Consider the following 17,031-nt stretch of genomic DNA (forward strand, 5'->3'; position numbering starts at 1 on the left):
CCAACCTCCAAATATAAATTTTATGTTCCGCACTATACTTTCTGTAATAGAAAAGTGAAAACCTTTTTTAATATTGAAAGTTAATAATTTTGTAAGAAATATTGAAAGAATTTTTATTAATTTGGATTATTAAATTCGCTGTTTTTCATGTTATGATAAATCTCATATAAGATTGAAAGAAGGTTTTCTTACATATGAAACATGCTGAATATGAATACTTAAATTTATGCCGTCATGTAATGGAGCACGGTACGAAGAAAGAAGATCGTACAGGGACAGGTACTGTATCTGTATTTGGATATCAAATGCGTTTCGATCTAAGTAAAGGATTTCCTTTATTAACGACAAAGAGAGTCCCATTTCGCCTTGTAGCAAGTGAACTACTTTGGTTTATGAAAGGTGATACAAATATTCGTTATTTATTACAACATAATAATAATATTTGGAATGAATGGGCGTTTAAGAGCTGGGTAGAAAGTGACGAGTATAATGGCCCTGATATGACAGATTTCGGTCTTCGCTCTCAACAAGATGAGGAATTTAAGAAGCAATACGATGAGCAAATGGAATTGTTTAAAAAGAACGTTCTAGAAGATGATGATTTTTCGAATAAATATGGTTATTTAGGAGATGTATACGGAAAGCAGTGGCGAGCTTGGAAAACGACAGCTGGTGAGACGCTTGATCAGCTAAAAGATGTAATTGATATGATTAAGAAAACGCCAGATTCACGTCGCCTAATTATTTCTGCTTGGAATCCTGAAGATGTACCGAGTATGGCTTTACCGCCTTGTCATACGCTATTCCAGTTTTATGTAGCAGATGGAAAGCTTTCTTGTCAGTTATATCAAAGAAGCGGTGATATTTTCCTTGGCATTCCATTTAACATTGCAAGCTATTCACTTTTAACACATTTAATTGCACATGAATGTGGTCTCGAAGTAGGAGAGTTTGTTCATACAATTGGTGATGCACATATTTATACAAATCATTTTGAACAAGTAGAAAAGCAGTTGGCACGTGAACCACGTCCGTTCCCTAAACTTACATTAAATCCAGATGTGAAATCTGTGTTTGATTTTGAAATGGACGATTTAACTATTGAAGGATATGATCCACATCCAGCAATTAAAGCACCAGTTGCAGTGTAATTGTAGAGGAGATGAAAAGATGATTATTTCATTTATGGTCGCAATGGACGAAAATAGAGTAATTGGTAAAGATAATAAATTGCCTTGGCATTTGCCAAGTGAATTACAGTATGTGAAGAACACGACAATGGGTCACCCGCTTATTATGGGAAGAAAGAACTACGAAGCGATTGGTAGACCACTGCCAGGAAGACGTAATATTATCGTAACTCGCAATGGAGAGTATCATGTTGAAGGTTGTGAAGTTGCTCATTCTGCGGAAGAAGTGTTTGAGCTATGCAAAGATGAAGAAGAAATCTTTATTTTTGGAGGAGCGCAAATTTATGATTTATTCTTACCGTATGTGGAGAAATTGTATATAACAAAGATTCATCATGCGTTTGATGGAGATACATTCTTCCCGGAAATAGATATGACTGATTGGAAAGAAGTTTTTGTGGAGAAGGGCTTAACGGATGAAAAAAATCCGTACACGTACTATTATCATATTTATGAAAAGCAACAATAAAAAAAGATTGATGTGAGCATTCACATCAATCTTTTTATTTATATTATCAAATGTATCTTTATAGAGGGGATTCGATAGTGCTATAATGAGAGTTAGCATGTATAGAATGCTATAAATCTTTAGAAGTACGCTATGTAATAAAAGGAGGAGAATCGGTTGAGAAAAATATGGGGGATTCTTTTTCTTTGCTTTGCATTAATGCTAGTCGGATGCGGCAAAGAAGAAAAACCACAAGAAGCGTTTGATACATATGTAAAAGCATGGAATAAACAAAAATTTGCAGATATGTATAATCAATTATCAGAAAATGCAAAAAAAGATATTTCACAGAAAGAGTTTACTGAGAAATATGAAAAGATTTATTCTGGTATTGAAGTGAAAGACTTAAAGGTAGAAACAGGGGAAGTAAAAGAAGATAAAAAAGATGAAGGCCCTGTTCCTTTTAAAGTAAGCATGGATACAGTTGGTGGTAAAATCACTTTTGGCCATGAAGCAAAAATGGTGAAAGAAAAAGATGGGGATAAAGAGTCTTGGAAAATAGATTGGACTCCTGATTTCATTTTCCCTGGCATGACAAAAGATAGTAAAGTGCGTATGCAGACAACACAACCAAAACGTGGTGAAGTTTACGATCGTAATGGAAAAGGTCTTGCGACGAATGGTAAAGCTTCTGAAATCGGAATGATTCCTGAAAAGTTAGGGGATGCTGCTCCGCAAACGAAAGAAACGGTAGCGAAGTTGTTAAATATGTCTGTAGAAGAGATTGATCAAAAACTAGCTGCGAAATGGGTAAAACCAGGGTATCTCGTACCAATTGGAATTTTGCCTGAGGGGGCAACGCAAAATACGTACATCGATTTACCAGGTGTTGCAACAAAACCTGTAAATGTTCGTACATATCCGTTAGGGGAAGCAGCAGCGCATCTTACTGGTTATATCGGAAAAGTAAATGCTGAAGATTTAAAAACGCTTCAAAAGAAAGGCTATCAAGCCGATGAACCAGTTGGTAAGGCTGGATTAGAGCAAGTATTGGAAGAACAGCTACGCGGGAAAAAAGGTGGCCGTGTCTTCATGGAAGATGCACAAGGAAAAGAAATTAAAAATTTAGCGAAAACAGATGCTGTTGATGGGGAAAATGTAACTTTAACTATTGATAGTGCTACTCAAGAAAAAATTTATAATGAAATGAAAGGAGAGGCTGGATCTAGTGCTGCAATTAATCCGAAAAGCGGGGAAACGATTGCACTTGTAAGTAGTCCAGCATACGATCCTAATCTTATTGCAAGAGGGACATCGAAGGCACAACGCGAAACTTGGAATAATGACCCGAAAAAACCGATGACGAATCGATTTACACAATTATCGGTTCCGGGTTCTGTATTTAAGCCAATTACAGGTGCAATTGGACTTGAAACAAAAACAATTGATCCGAAAGAAGAATTGAAAATTGAAGGATTGAAATGGACGAAAGATTCTTCTTGGGGCAATTATTACGTAACACGTGTAAAAGATGCAAATCCGATTGATTTTGATAAGGCAATGAAATACTCGGATAATATTTACTTTGCACAAGAAGCTTTGAAAATTGGAAAAGATAAATTTATGGCTGAGGCGAAAAAATTCGGATTTGATGAGAAATTACCAATTGAATACGGATTCCCGGTTTCTAAAATCGCAAGTGATGGCATAAAAAATGATATTCAAATGGCAGATACAGGATATGGACAAGGACAAGTCTTAATGACCCCTCTTCATTTAGCTTTAACGTATGCACCGATTGTAAATGATGGAACGATTCCGTCGCCATATCTTATTAAAACAGATAAACAACCAAAGGCCTGGAAAGAAAATGTGATTTCTAAAGGAACTCAAGATATATTGAAAACGGCTTTAACAAAAGTAATTAACGATCCAGATGGTACTGGGAAAATTGCGAAAATTGATGGTATGACCCTTGCTGGTAAAACAGGAACAGCAGAATTAAAAGTATCAAAAGAGGCAGAAGGAAAAGAACTAGGTTGGTTCGCTGCGTTTGATTTAAATTCACCTGATATGGTCATTACAATGATGATTGAAGATGTAAAAGGTAGAGGTGGAAGTAATATTCCGGCTGAAAAAGTGAAACATGTTTTTCAAAAGTAGTAATTGATGAAGACTATCTCCATGAAATATGGAGGTAGTTTTTTTATTTGATTAAAACCTTAATATTTATATACAAAAACTAACTGAAATAATATATCTTATTAACTTACGAAAAAAAAGTAGCTATTTTTATTGACAGACATTAAAACTTTTTGTATTATACTTACATAAGGTAAGTTATTTACTATAAAATAATAAATCTCAAATTAAAGATAAATTTGAAAAAGGGAGATAATACAATGACAAAAGTACTATTTATTACAGCAAATCCAAATTCAGCAGAAGGTTCTTTCAGTATGGCAGTAGGGGAAGCTTTCATCGAAGCATATAAAAACGAACATCCACAAGACGAAGTTGTAACAATTGATTTATTCAATACAACTGTACCAGCAATCGATGCAGACGTATTCGCTGCTTGGGGTAAATTTGCAGCAGGCGAAGGATTCGAAACTTTAAGTGAAAATCAGCAACAAAAAATTGCAGCAATGAACAATAACTTAGAAACATTTATGCATGCAGACCGTTATGTATTCGTGACTCCAATGTGGAACTTCAGCTACCCAGCAGTAGTGAAAGCATACTTAGATAACTTATCAATTGCAGGCAAAACATTCAAATATACTGAAAATGGTCCAGTTGGCTTACTAGAAGGCAAAAAAGCACTTCATATTCAAGCTACAGGCGGCGTTTACTCTGAAGGAGCATACGCATCTATGGACTTCGGTCGCAATCACTTAAATGCAGTATTAGGATTCATGGGTGTATCAGACACTGAATATATTGCAGTTGAAGGAATGAATGCAAATCCTGAAAAAGCACAAGACATTAAGGAAGAAGCAATTGTAAATGCACGCGAATTAGCAAAACGTTTCTAATATAGAAAACTTCAAAATGTCCAAACACTTGTTGTTTGGACATTTTTTCTTCTTTTTCCTTCGTTTGTCTAGTATAATGAAGGTCGGAATGATAATAGGTGGGGGTTCTGTATGATTCAAACGTTTTTTAAAATCTTTTATTTAATTTTAATCGTAATTGCGATTACACCAAGATTGTGGCGTATAAAAAGAAAAGCAAATGCGATGTCACCGCAAGAAAAAGATAGTGTTGTGTATAAAACCACAAACTGGTTTGGTAAGAAAATGGTGGGTGTAACTGGATCGACTGTAGAAGTAAAGGGACTTGAAAATGTTCCGAAAGACAAGCCAGTGCTAGTTGTAAGTAATCATCAAAGTAATATGGATATTCCTGTTTTACTAGGTTACTTAAATAAGCCAATTGGATTCGTTTCAAAAGCGGAAATTAAAAAGTTTCCGGTTGTACCAACATGGATGGAACTAATGAATTGTGTGTTTATGGACCGCAGCGATCGCCGTCAATCTCTTAAGGCAATTAAAGATGGAATTGAACTGTTAAAGAACGGGCATTCTATCGTAATTTTTCCAGAGGGAACGAGAAGTAAGGGTGGCGAAATCGGTGAGTTTAAAGCAGGGAGTTTTCACCTTGCTGTAAAATCTGGCGTATCTATATTACCAGTAACTTTAGATGGTACATATAAGATGTTTGAGGCTAATGGAAATCGTATGAAACCAGCTCATGCAACATTAACAATTTCTAAGCCAATTACACCTGAAGAATATGCAAGTATGGATGCTAAAGAGTTAACCCAGCATACAAAAGATATTATTGCATCTCAATTACATAAGTAATAAAAAAAGTTTCAGCTTAAACAAGCTGAAACTTTTTTATGCTGCGGGTAAGACATAAAACAGTACGCAGAAAAACATCATTGTACTACCGCCTAGTACGAAGAGATGCCAAATGGCATGATTGAACGGAAGCTTTTCCCAAAGGAAGAATATAGCTCCGACAGAATACAAAATGCCGCCTATTAATAGTAGTGAGAAGCCGTGACCGGTTAAATTTTCATAAAGGGGTTTAATGGCAACGATGATGAGCCAACCCATAATGATATAACATAATGTTGATGTTTTAATAAAGCGACGAACAAAGAAGATTTTGAAAATAATTCCACCAATCGCAAGGGTCCAAATAATTGCGAGTAAAGTCCAACCGAGCGGGCCACGCAGTGTAATGAGTAGAAATGGTGTATACGTGCCGGCAATTAATAAATATATGGCGGAGTGATCTAAAATGGTAAATAATTTTTCTACTTTTGGATGATGGATACTATGTAGCAGTGTAGAAAATAAGTATAGCAAGAACATGCTTACGCCATAAACGGTAAAACCAGCAACAGCGGATGCTGTACCATGTTTGGAAGCATGAATAATTAATATGATTAAGGCAGGGATGCTTAAAATGGCACCGATACCATGGGTAATTGCATTCGCAATTTCTTCTTTTACAAATTGGGTCATTCTTGTAATTTTTTGCGTCATAATGTTAATCCCTTTCACTGTATTGAGATAAGTTATATTTTCCTTAACCATATCATATACAAAAGGAATAGAAAATGATATTTGTATAATTGATTTTATTTTTGAATTTTTTTGACAAAAGACAACGGATACATTGACGTTTACAAAATTTTTTGACAAAATGAACTTATGGAATAGTAGGACAAGAATCTACTTATGAAGGGGATGGGGAAATGTTTTCAAATATTGGCTTTCCAGGGTTAATTTTAATTTTAGTAGCAGTGTTAATTTTATTCGGCCCAAAGAAGTTACCGGAAATTGGGAAAGCTTTAGGGGAAACGTTAAAAGAATTTAAAAAATCAACAAAAGAATTGACTGATGAGGCATTTCAAGAGAAGGAAAAAAATAAATAAAAGAATATGATGAAGTTTTTCTCGGAATGGATAAATAAAGTGTGGTGAACGAGATGGAAAATCGGGAAATGAGCGTAGTAGAACATATTGTTGAGCTTCGCAAACGAGTAATATATACAGTATTATCCTTTGTATTATTTTTAATTATTGGATTTACTTTTACGAAGGATATTTATTTTTGGCTTGTAAAAGATTTACCAATGAAATTAACTGTTCTCGGTCCAAGTGATGTGTTATGGATTTTTTTCTCGATTGCTACAGTATTTGCTATCGTTTGTACAATTCCTTTTGCTGCGATACAAATTTGGTTATTTGTAAAACCAGGTTTACATCCCAATGAACAAAAAATGACATTAATGTATATACCGGTATTGTCTATATTATTTATAGCAGGCCTATCTTTCGGTTATTTTATCGTTATGCCATTTTTATTTCATTTCCTAACTACAATTGGTAATGAGATGTTTAATACAATGTTTACAACGGAAAAATATTTTCATTTCGTATTAAATTTAACAGTTCCGTTTGCTGTTATATTTGAATTACCTGTAGTTGTTATGTTTTTAACGAGTATAGGTCTTCTGACGGCAGAGTTTCTTCAGAAAATAAGAAGATATGCTTATGTCGTGTTGATTATAATTGCATCGTGTATATCGCCGCCAGATTTTTTATCACATAGTTTAGTAGCGGTACCGCTTATTTGTATTTATGAAATTAGTATCGCTTTATCAAAGATAGTTAGTAAACGAAAACAGAAAAGAGAAGAAGAAACACAGTCGAAAAGTGCCTCGTTATAAAGGCACTTTTTAATTTATCCCGCTATTTGTGGGCAGTAAGACTCCCACCTCAAAATTCGGCGAATGCGAGGAAGTTAGGTGGGAGATAACTACCCGTAAAAGTCCGATTGGTGAAGGCTAATAATCAGTGGGGGTGGACAAAACCCCCAACTGATTAAAGTTTCACTTTATTTGTTATACTCTAGCTATAATTGTATAGAATATATAGAAGAAAAAAATTATAGAATCTCCAAAATTTAGACAAACTTTTCATTTTTATAAGTTTATACTGAGGTTATCAAGCTATATATGGGTAATAAGACTCCCGTCTTAAAGTATATATAGGACAGGGTTCGAATTAGGTGGATATAAATGAAGTATTAACTTCTAAACGGGGGCAGTTTAAGGATATTTTAGTATTCATAGGAAACCTACACTAAAAAACGTGTTAAAGAATAAAGTGGAGGAAGTTCAAAAATCCAACGAAAAAGAGGATTGATATTGTGATTACGAAAAGTTTTTATTTCACTCATGCAACAGGGAATTGTATTAAAATATTTGAAATCCCTGTCCTACAAACACAGCATCCATTAGCGTTTCTAATTCAGTCTCGTCTTCAATTGTTTATTGCAAAAATTCAAAAACATAAAAACCCAAGAGTCTCGTACTCTTTCCGTGAATATTTACAAAGTTGTTTGAAGTGGAATGATTATTCAAATGTATATAAAACAAATACTCTTGAAAAGAATGCATAATACACAGCAGGGACAGAGTTAGGTAGGCTCTGTCTTTTTTATTTTAGGTATAAAAATATAATTAATTTGGTGAAATTTATTCGAAATTGTTGAAAGCATCAGGAATGCTAGTATAATAACAGGGAGAGCGTATTCGAAAGGGAAGAATATAATATGCAAAAAATTAAAATTGTAACAGATTCAACGGCAGATTTAACTCAAGAAGTGATTGAGAAGTATGATATTCATGTTTTACCATTATCTATTTCTGTAAATGGACAAACATACTTAGATCGCGTTGATTTACAACCAGATGAATTTATTGAAGAAATGGCGAAATCAGGAGAATTACCAAAAACATCACAACCAGCTATGGGTACATTTGTAGAAATGTATGAAAAGTTAGGGGAAGATGGAAGTGAAGTACTTTCCATTCATATGACAGGTGGAATGAGTGGCACAGTTGCAACAGCAAATAGTGCTGCATCAATGACAGATACGAAAGTAACAGTTGTTGACTCTCAATTCATTAGCCATGCATTAGCATATCAAGTAATTGAGGCTGCTAAAATGGCAAGAGAAGGAAGCTCATTAGAAGCTATTTTAAAACGTATTGATGAAGTGAGAAAAAATACTCGTTTATACGTAATCGTAGATACATTAGAAAACTTAGTAAAAGGTGGGCGCATTGGTAAAGGTAAAGCACTTATTGGTTCTTTACTTAATATTAAACCAATCGCAAGTTTAGAGGGCGGCGTATATAATCCGGTAACGAAAGTACGTAGCCAAGGGCAGATTGTAAAAACATTGGCTAAAATATTCGAGGAAGATACTGCTGGAAAAGTGGTGAAGGCTGTTGCGATTCCACATGCTAAAGCAATTCCTTTAGCAGAAAGTGTAAAAGCTGCTGTTGAAAAAGTGAATGGATTCACTCAATCAGAGATTTTCTATACAACACCAGTTATCAGTACTCATACAGGACCAGGAGCAATTGGTTTTATGTATTTAGCAGAGTAATAAAAAAGCTACTTGAAATGAATTTTCAAGTAGCTTTTTTATGTGTATATGAAATAAGAAATGAGAAGGGCAATACAGGCGCTTCCGCTAATGATATAGCGATTCTGTAAATAATCTTTCATGGAAAACACCCTTTTCGATTTTTTAAAATATATGATAAATTACTCGGAAAAATTAGTTCTATTATACAGGAGAGGTTTCTGTAATTTTTACGGGTTCTTTATCTGAGACAATAGGGCTATAAGTGAAAGTTTGGCCTAAAAAGAGAACATGTAGTTGTTCCCACGGTAGCATACGTAAATTCCAGTTATTTCGTAGTCGTGTTACTGCTTCCCTTGGTGTTTCATCTGCTAAAGCAAAAGTACCGTAGTGCATTGGAATGAAATGTGTAGCTTTTATATCTAGATAGGCTTGAACAGCTTCTTCTGGTGAAACGTGAGACACTTTCATAAACCATTCTGGTTCATAGGCACCAATTGGCATAAGTGCAATATCGATTGAAAAACGTTTGCCGATTTCTTTAAATCCTTGGAAATAACCACTATCACCACAAAAATAAATGGTTTCTGAAGAAGTCATATTATCAATGATCCATCCTCCCCAGTGAGAGGTGTTCATATCAAATAATGTTCTTCTCGTCCAGTGCTGGGCAGGTACGAAGTGAAAAGAGACTTCATCAATTGTTGTACTTTCCCACCAATTGTATTCTTCTACATTGGTGAATTTTTTACGAGTAAATAATTTTTTTAGCCCAATAGGAACTAGGTATAAAGTATCATCGCTTAGTTGACGAAGAGATGAAAAATCTACATGATCGTAATGACCGTGTGAAATAAGAACGATATCGATTTTAGGTAGTTCTTTTATAGTGAGCCCAGGCTCAGTAAGTCGTGGAACTAACTTTAATTTATTAGCCCATACTGGATCTGTTAAAATATTTAAGCCGTTCGTTTGAATGAGAAAAGTTGAATGACCAATCCATGTGACAGTCGTTTTTTCAAAGTTATTTAGCAGAAATTTACTTTGTTTAACAGGTGATTGTTCTACTAGGAAAGAAAAGTCTTTTTTGTTTTGCTTTCTCTCTTTACGCCAGCGTAAGAAGGAACGAATTGATTTTTTTGTACTTACATTATCCATATTTTCATAGCGCTTTGCCATGAACATCACCTCATTTAAAATCGTTGTAGTTGTATTGTACCGAAATGTTGTTAAGGAATACAGTGTTTAACATGGATTAATGTTTAATTAATTGTAAAAAAATAGGGAGATTTATTTACAAATTTAACAATGAACTTTGTTTCGCAAATAATGGTTAGAGAAATAATAGTAGTAAAATATATTTTGTCTAGTAATTAGCTTGAAATAAAGAAGTAACATACGTAAATTCGTACGATTTCGTGAACAAATGAAGTAAACAATTTTCTCATAGTATTTACTTTTGTTATGATATACATAACTTACATAAATTAAGGATAGAGAAAAGAGGTTTAATAATGAAGCGTTATCAAAAATTAATTGGTCTTATGGTTGTATTTTGTCTCTTTGTACTTGCCGGTTGTAGCAGCTCAGGGTCAAAATTACGTAAACCGTTAAACTGGGATTTAGAAACTTTCCAATTTACAAATCAAGAAGGAAAGCCGTTTGGTACAAAAGATTTAAAAGGGAAAGTTTGGGTAGCTGATTTCATGTTTACAAACTGTCAAACAGTGTGTCCCCCAATGACTGCTAATATGGCTAAATTACAAAAAATGGCTAAGGAAGAGAAATTGGATGTTCAGTTTGTTTCGTTTAGTGTAGATCCTGACCTTGATAAACCAGAAAATTTGAAAGCTTTCATTCAAAAGTTTACAGAAGATACAAGTAACTGGAACTTGTTAACAGGTTATTCACTGGAGGATATTACAAAGTTTTCAAAAGATAACTTCCAATCGCTTGTAGATAAACCAGAGAATGGGCAAGTGATGCACGGTACATCATTTTATTTAATTGATCAAAATGGAAAAGTAATGAAAAAATATAGTGGTATTAGTAATACACCATACGAAGATATTATACGTGATATGAAGCGATTAGCTGATTAAAAAGAAGGGTGCTAAGCACCCTTCTTTTTTGTCTTTTAGTCTATGGATAAAATGTCATGCTGTTGTGGCAATTTCGGTGCACGAATTTCTAATACACCGTTTTGATAAGAAGCTTTCGCTGTTTTTTTATTAATTAAATATGGTAACTTAATAATTCTTGACGCTTCTGAAATGGAACGTTCTCGGCGATAATAATTGTGAGAAGACTCTTCTTCTGTCTCTTCAAGTATATCTTCTTTTACAGAGACTTTTAAGTATTCGCTTTGTATTTCAATTTGAATTTGTTCTTTTTGTATACCTGGTAGTTCGGCTGTAACGACGAGTTCGTCATCAACTTCGTATAAATCTACTGGGAATGTTAATAAACGGTTTCCTTTTTGGAAAAAATGATTTAAATCAGCAATTACGCCACGAAGAGGTGTTTGTTCGAAAAAATCATCAATTTGCTTTAAATAATTACGAACCGGTGGGCGAGAAGAATCTTTTTTTTCTTCACTCATGGTATTCCCTCCTAGAAATCAATTTGCAATATCATATGACAAAAGCGGAGAAAGGTGAGTGCCTAGTTTTCATGTTTTCATAAAAAAATGTTAAAAATGTGAAATGGAGTGAGTTTTTTTATAGTTTTTGGTCGCCATATTCAGTTGGTTATGCTAGTATAAATAGGGTTGATATAGTAGTATTGAGACAGAATGAAAACTGAAAGAGGGTAAGAAGTATGTGTGGTTTTGTAGGATGTTTATGTGAAAACCCTAGAGGGTTTTCAGAAACAGAAAAACATCAATTTGAAAATATGAACACGATGATTTTCCACCGCGGTCCAGATGACGAAGGATATTTTCGTGATGAACATGTACAATTTGGCTTCCGCCGTTTAAGTATCATTGACTTAGAGGCAGGACATCAGCCGCTAACTTATGAAAATGATCGATATGTAATTATTTTTAATGGTGAAATTTACAATTATGTAGAACTACGTGAAATGTTACTTGAAAAAGGTGCAACTTTTGCTACACAATCTGATACAGAAGTTATTATTGCATTGTATGCACATATGAAAGAAAAATGTGTAGACTACCTTCGTGGTATGTTCGCATTTATGATTTGGGATCGTGAAGAAAAGAAACTTTTCGGTGCACGTGACCACTTCGGTATTAAGCCTTTATACATCGCACAACAAGGTGATACTACATTCTTCGCATCTGAGAAGAAAAGTATTATGCATGTAATGGAAGACAAAGGGGTAAACCCAAAGTCACTACAACACTACTTTACGTACCAATATGGTCCAGAGCCAGAAACATTAACAATTGATGTTAACAAAATTGAGCCTGGTCATTACTTCGTAAAAGAAATCGGTAAAGAGATGGAAATCCATCGCTACTGGAATCCTTATTTCAACGCTTCAAGCGCAACGAAAGAGGAGCATATCCAAGCAATTCGTGATGTATTATACGATTCTGTAAAAGTACATATGCGTAGTGATGTACCAGTAGGTTCTTTCTTATCTGGTGGTATCGATTCATCTATTATTGCTTCTATCGCAAGAGAAATGAATCCAAATCTATTAACATTCTCTATTGGTTTCGAACAACGCGGTTTCAGTGAAGTTGATGTTGCGAAAGAAACTGCTGAGAAATTAGGAGTTAAAAACCATAACGTATTCATTACAGCACAAGAATTTATGGATGAGTTCCCAAAAATTATTTGGCATATGGATGATCCTTTAGCGGATCCAGCAGCTGTACCATTGTATTTCGTTGCGAAAGAAGCGCGTAAACATGTAACGGTTGTTCTTTCTGGTGAAGGTGCAGACGAGCTATTTGGTGGATATAACATTTATCGTGAGCCAAACTCTTTAAAAATGTTCTCTTACATTCCTAGCCCAGGAAAGAGTGTTCTAAAAGCATTAAGTGGTGCTCTTAAAGAAGGGTTTAAAGGAAAAAGCTTCTTAGAGCGTGGATGTACGCCAATCGAAGAGCGTTACTATGGAAATGCGAAAATCTTCCGTGAAGAAGAGAAAGCTGAATTAATGAAGTATTACGATGAAAGTGTTAACTATATGGATATCACGAAACCATTGTATAACGAAATTAAAGATTATGATGATGTAAGTAAAATGCAGTACATTGATATGTTCACATGGTTACGCGGCGATATTTTATTAAAAGCTGATAAAATGACGATGGCAAATTCATTAGAACTTCGTGTACCGTTCTTAGATAAAGAAGTATTTGACGTTGCATCTAAAATTCCGACAGAATTTAAAATTGCAAACGGAACAACGAAAGCTATATTACGTGAAGCTGCCCGTGGAATTGTTCCGGATCACGTGTTAGATCGTAAAAAGCTTGGATTCCCAGTACCAATTCGTCACTGGTTAAAAGATGAAATGCACGATTGGGCTGTAAATATTATTAAAGAAAGCAAAACTGAGCATTTAATCGAAAAACAGTATGTATTAAACTTACTGGAAGCACATTGTGCAGATAAAGGCGATTATAGCCGTAAAATTTGGACTGTACTTGCGTTTATGGTATGGCATCAAATTTATGTTGAGCATAAATACGATACGAATAAGTTCCACGAAGAAACAAAGCGTGCGTATAGCTTAGTTTAATAAAAAACCTTAAGGTCGCATTCGATCTTAAGGTTTTTTTCATAAATTGCATTTATTATTGATACAATAATAGTAAAAGGATGGACAACATATGATTACGTTTGAGAAAGTAAATATAGAAAATGAAAGCGCTGTAAAAGAAATGTTTCACTCACACAGCTTAGATGAGAAAAAGGTTCAGTATTGTGTAAAAGTTGATGATACATATATTGGTGTAATAGATTATAGCGTTCAAGAAGAGAGTGCTATTTTGTCACAGTTAATTATTCATTTTGATTATCAAGGTTATGGATACGGGACAAATACGTATTTTACATTTGAAGAAATGATGAAACAGAGAAATGTGAAAGAAATAAAAGTATTGCATGAGGTATTTACGGAACAAGCTAAATCTTTCATAGAGGGATCTGGTTTTATTGAGGAAAATGGAATATATGTAAAGAAAATATAGTGAATATTGATTGCTTGATGAAATGAATATGGGGTAGGTGAACGTATGACAATGACTGCTGGTCTTGCATTAGTTGGAAGTTGCTTTATTGTAGCAGAATTATGCCAAATTTTCATTCGAAAAAGAATGTATAAGAAGAGAAGACCATATGAATTACAATATATACCTGTGTTTGTAATTTTGTTTTGCATGTTATTTGTATTACAAAACGCATCTCATTTCCCGCCTCTTTTGAACATCTTTTTGAAGTTTGGTTTGCTATATAGTGGCGTTGGAATATTTCTTTTATTTCTTTTATTTTGCGTACGCTACATCCACTATCAATCATACATATTCATTTTAAATTGGTTAAAAAAAAGTGATAGAACCCCCCTTACATAAGGGGGGTTTTTATTTGTACTTGTAACGAAACTTGTACAATTAACATAAAATAGGACGAGTAGAAATGAAAGCTTATTACAATAAAGAAAGGAACGAAAAAGATATATGAAACTTGTTATAGACGCAGGGCATGGTGGATATGATTCGGGTGCTGTTGGTAATGGGTTAGTGGAAAAAGAGTTAACACTTCAAATTGCTAGACGTGTGCGAGATATTTTATCTGCAAATTACCCAATCAATATTAAAATGACACGTGATAGTGATGTGTTTATCTCTTTATCAGAACGTGCTAATATTGCTAATTCATTTGGTGCAGATTATTTTATCTCATTTCACATTAATAGTGGCGGTGGAACTGGATTTGAAAGTTATATTTACAACGCGCTATCTAATAGTAGTTCCGCATATGAAAAGCAACAAAAAATGCATGCAGCAGTAAATCCTGTATTAACAAAATACGGCCTTCGTGACCGAGGAGCCAAAAAAGCAAATTATGCGGTACTAAGAGAGACTGCAATGGATGCAATATTAACAGAGACTGCCTTTATTGATACTACATTTGATGCTAATTTATTGAAAAATCCACAATTTATTGAAGATCTAAGTCAAGCGTATGCAAACGGAATAGCAGCTATTTTTGGAGTAGCTCCAAATCCGAATCCTCCAAATCCACAACCTCCAAACCCGCAGCCAACACCACAAACGAAGGGGATTGCTTATATCCTTGGAAAAAATGTGAATTTAAGAAGTGGTCCATCAACGTCTTCTTCAGTTATTCGTCAACTAAACTCCCCAGAATCGTATGTCGTATATCAGGAAAGTAACGGATGGTTAGACTTAGGAAATGGACAATGGGTGTATAATGACCCTTCGTACATTAATTTTGTAAAGACGAGCAATAGTGATGGAAGCGCAATTGGTGTCGCATATATTCAAGGAACGAATGTGAATTTAAGAAATGGTCCATCAACATCTTCTTTAGTTATTCGTAAATTAAATAAACCAGAATCTTATTTAGTATTTATTAATCAAAACGGTTGGTTGAACCTTGGTGGAAATCAGTGGGTGTATAATGATCCATCATATATTAAATATAATCAATATTGAAAAATATAATTGAACATGTCTCCATCTTATTGCTGAAATGATAAGATGGAGACATGTTTTTGTATTACTTATGTTATTTGTTGACTGGAATAATAATTACTTTCTTATGATCATTGATTTTTCAAATGTTTCGAATGAAAAAATGAGGGTTAAAGACGGATATATATGTATTTCGAATGGGGAAGAGTGTCTAAATTATATATATTTAAAAAGTTTTCTGATATATGTATTGACAATATGTAAGATATACATTACTCTTTTAAATGTTATTGATAATCACTTTCAACTAGGAGGACATATGATACGAACTAAAAATATGCTTATACTTTGTATTATGTTACTAATGGTCATAATCGCAGGGTGTGGTAAAGAAGAGAAGAAAGAAAACGATACATCGGTAAAGGCAAAAGATTCATATAGTATCAAGCATGCAATGGGCGAAACGACAGTAAATGGGACACCGAAAAAAGTTGTTGTTTTAACAAATGAAGGTGCGGAGGCACTTTTAGCTGTCGGAGTAACGCCAGTTGGAACTACAAAACCACGTGCTGGTGATGAATGGTATCCTCATTTAGCGAAAGAGTTAAAAGATACGAAAGTTGTAGGAACTGAGCGTGATATTAATTTAGAGGCAGTTATGAAGCTTAAGCCGGATTTAATTATCGGGAATAAAATGCGTCATGAAAAAATATATGAGCAATTGAACGAAATAGCGCCAACTGTATATGCTGAAACGTTGCGCGGGGATTGGAAGGAAAACTTTACGCTCTATACAAAAGCTGTAAATAAAGAAAAAGAAGGCCAAAAGGCTCTTGAAGATTATAAAAAACGTATTAAAGGAATACAAGAGAAGTTAGGAGATAAATTGAATTCTAAAGTTTCTATTATTCGCTTCGTACCAGGTGATGTTCGGATTTATCAGAAAAACTCATTCTCAGGTGTTGTTTTAAATGATATTGGATTTAAGCGACCACCACTACAAGATAAAGATGAATTTGCGATAAAAGGAATTACAAAAGAGCAAATTCCGAATATGGATGGGGACTACTTATTTTACTTCACATCTGATAAAGATGCAGATAAGAATAACGAAGGAACCACGTTAGCAAAAGAATGGACAGAAGACCCACTCTTTAAGCAGCTACAGGCTTCTAAAGACAATAAAGTATTCCAAGTGGATGAAGTAATTTGGAATACAGCAGGCGGTATTAAAGCTGCAAACTTAATGCTAGATGATATTGAAAAATATTTTTTGAAATAAATGAATGGTTG

The 17,031-nt window shown here is 34.3% G+C and carries 18 protein-coding genes; 15 read left to right on the top strand and 3 right to left on the bottom strand.

Translation table 11 applies throughout. The annotated features are described in order from the left end of the window. Positions 1–194 precede the first annotated feature (194 nt). The 5 genes from EXW56_RS10760 (at position 195) to EXW56_RS10780 (ending at position 5,507) form a co-directional block, all read left to right on the top strand. Positions 195–1,151 (top strand): thymidylate synthase, encoded by a 957-nt coding sequence (locus EXW56_RS10760; RefSeq protein WP_215597456.1) that lies wholly within the window; start codon positions 195–197, stop codon positions 1,149–1,151. A 19-nt stretch (positions 1,152–1,170) separates the two neighbouring features. Further along, the gene (locus EXW56_RS10765; protein ID WP_016104734.1) at positions 1,171–1,659 is read left to right on the top strand and encodes a dihydrofolate reductase; all 489 of its coding nucleotides are present in this window, start codon (positions 1,171–1,173) and stop codon (positions 1,657–1,659) included. Positions 1,660–1,815: 156 nt separating this feature from the next. Continuing rightward, positions 1,816–3,801: a penicillin-binding protein 3 gene (gene pbpC / locus EXW56_RS10770; RefSeq protein ID WP_215597457.1), complete on the top strand. Its 1,986-nt coding sequence runs from the start codon at positions 1,816–1,818 to the stop codon at positions 3,799–3,801. A gap of 239 nt (positions 3,802–4,040) precedes the next feature. Continuing rightward, positions 4,041–4,676 carry an FMN-dependent NADH-azoreductase gene (locus EXW56_RS10775; RefSeq protein ID WP_215597458.1) on the top strand — a complete coding sequence of 212 codons (636 nt, stop codon included), beginning with the start codon at positions 4,041–4,043 and terminating at the stop codon, positions 4,674–4,676. A 111-nt stretch (positions 4,677–4,787) separates the two neighbouring features. After that, positions 4,788–5,507 (top strand): lysophospholipid acyltransferase family protein, encoded by a 720-nt coding sequence (locus EXW56_RS10780; RefSeq protein WP_002158013.1) that lies wholly within the window; start codon positions 4,788–4,790, stop codon positions 5,505–5,507. A gap of 36 nt (positions 5,508–5,543) precedes the next feature. Here EXW56_RS10780 and trhA read toward each other — a convergent pair whose 3' ends face one another. Beyond that, positions 5,544–6,200, bottom strand: coding sequence for a PAQR family membrane homeostasis protein TrhA (trhA, locus tag EXW56_RS10785; protein WP_215597459.1), 657 nt, complete (start codon positions 6,198–6,200; stop codon positions 5,544–5,546). Between the two features lie 212 nt (positions 6,201–6,412). Between trhA and EXW56_RS10790 the strand changes: the two genes are divergently transcribed. The 4 genes from EXW56_RS10790 (at position 6,413) to EXW56_RS10805 (ending at position 9,119) form a co-directional block, all read left to right on the top strand. Continuing rightward, positions 6,413–6,592: a twin-arginine translocase TatA/TatE family subunit gene (locus tag EXW56_RS10790; RefSeq protein WP_002012719.1), complete on the top strand. Its 180-nt coding sequence runs from the start codon at positions 6,413–6,415 to the stop codon at positions 6,590–6,592. 53 nt (positions 6,593–6,645) lie between these two features. Next, positions 6,646–7,389 carry a twin-arginine translocase subunit TatC gene (gene tatC, locus EXW56_RS10795; RefSeq protein WP_033714159.1) on the top strand — a complete coding sequence of 248 codons (744 nt, stop codon included), beginning with the start codon at positions 6,646–6,648 and terminating at the stop codon, positions 7,387–7,389. 482 nt (positions 7,390–7,871) lie between these two features. Next, a complete protein-coding gene (locus EXW56_RS10800) occupies positions 7,872–8,123 on the top strand; it encodes a DUF2535 family protein (protein WP_002158010.1) in 252 nt (83 codons plus the stop codon). Between the two features lie 153 nt (positions 8,124–8,276). Next, a complete protein-coding gene (locus EXW56_RS10805; protein WP_002202148.1) occupies positions 8,277–9,119 on the top strand; it encodes a DegV family protein in 843 nt (280 codons plus the stop codon). A gap of 183 nt (positions 9,120–9,302) precedes the next feature. On the opposite strand, the gene EXW56_RS10810 is transcribed toward EXW56_RS10805, so the two are convergent. Next, on the bottom strand, positions 9,303–10,277 hold the full coding sequence (locus tag EXW56_RS10810; RefSeq protein ID WP_070128307.1) for an MBL fold metallo-hydrolase: 975 nt from the start codon (positions 10,275–10,277) through the stop codon (positions 9,303–9,305). A 335-nt stretch (positions 10,278–10,612) separates the two neighbouring features. Between EXW56_RS10810 and EXW56_RS10815 the strand changes: the two genes are divergently transcribed. Then, positions 10,613–11,200, top strand: a complete 588-nt coding sequence (locus EXW56_RS10815) for an SCO family protein (protein ID WP_002085867.1) — start codon at positions 10,613–10,615, stop codon at positions 11,198–11,200. A gap of 35 nt (positions 11,201–11,235) precedes the next feature. Here EXW56_RS10815 and EXW56_RS10820 read toward each other — a convergent pair whose 3' ends face one another. Beyond that, on the bottom strand, positions 11,236–11,700 hold the full coding sequence (locus EXW56_RS10820; protein WP_002202145.1) for an Hsp20/alpha crystallin family protein: 465 nt from the start codon (positions 11,698–11,700) through the stop codon (positions 11,236–11,238). A gap of 218 nt (positions 11,701–11,918) precedes the next feature. Here EXW56_RS10820 and asnB point away from each other — a divergent pair, with 218 nt between their 5' ends. The 5 genes from asnB to EXW56_RS10845 all read left to right on the top strand — a co-directional run bounded on the left by asnB (position 11,919) and on the right by EXW56_RS10845 (position 17,020). Next, complete coding sequence (asnB, locus tag EXW56_RS10825) at positions 11,919–13,820, top strand: asparagine synthase (glutamine-hydrolyzing) (protein ID WP_002148240.1); 1,902 nt, start codon at positions 11,919–11,921, stop codon at positions 13,818–13,820. Between the two features lie 91 nt (positions 13,821–13,911). Continuing rightward, positions 13,912–14,271 carry a GNAT family N-acetyltransferase gene (locus EXW56_RS10830; protein ID WP_002158004.1) on the top strand — a complete coding sequence of 120 codons (360 nt, stop codon included), beginning with the start codon at positions 13,912–13,914 and terminating at the stop codon, positions 14,269–14,271. A gap of 45 nt (positions 14,272–14,316) precedes the next feature. Continuing rightward, on the top strand, positions 14,317–14,652 hold the full coding sequence (locus EXW56_RS10835; protein ID WP_002158003.1) for a hypothetical protein: 336 nt from the start codon (positions 14,317–14,319) through the stop codon (positions 14,650–14,652). Between the two features lie 105 nt (positions 14,653–14,757). Next, the gene (locus EXW56_RS10840; protein ID WP_215597460.1) at positions 14,758–15,759 is read left to right on the top strand and encodes an N-acetylmuramoyl-L-alanine amidase; all 1,002 of its coding nucleotides are present in this window, start codon (positions 14,758–14,760) and stop codon (positions 15,757–15,759) included. 298 nt (positions 15,760–16,057) lie between these two features. Then, entirely contained in the window at positions 16,058–17,020 is a 963-nt protein-coding gene (locus EXW56_RS10845) for an ABC transporter substrate-binding protein (RefSeq protein ID WP_215597461.1), read from the top strand. Positions 17,021–17,031: the final 11 nt, after the last annotated feature.

Origin of the sequence: Bacillus mycoides, assembly GCF_018742245.1 — a bacterium.
Lineage (GTDB): Bacteria > Bacillota > Bacilli > Bacillales > Bacillaceae_G > Bacillus_A > Bacillus_A cereus_U.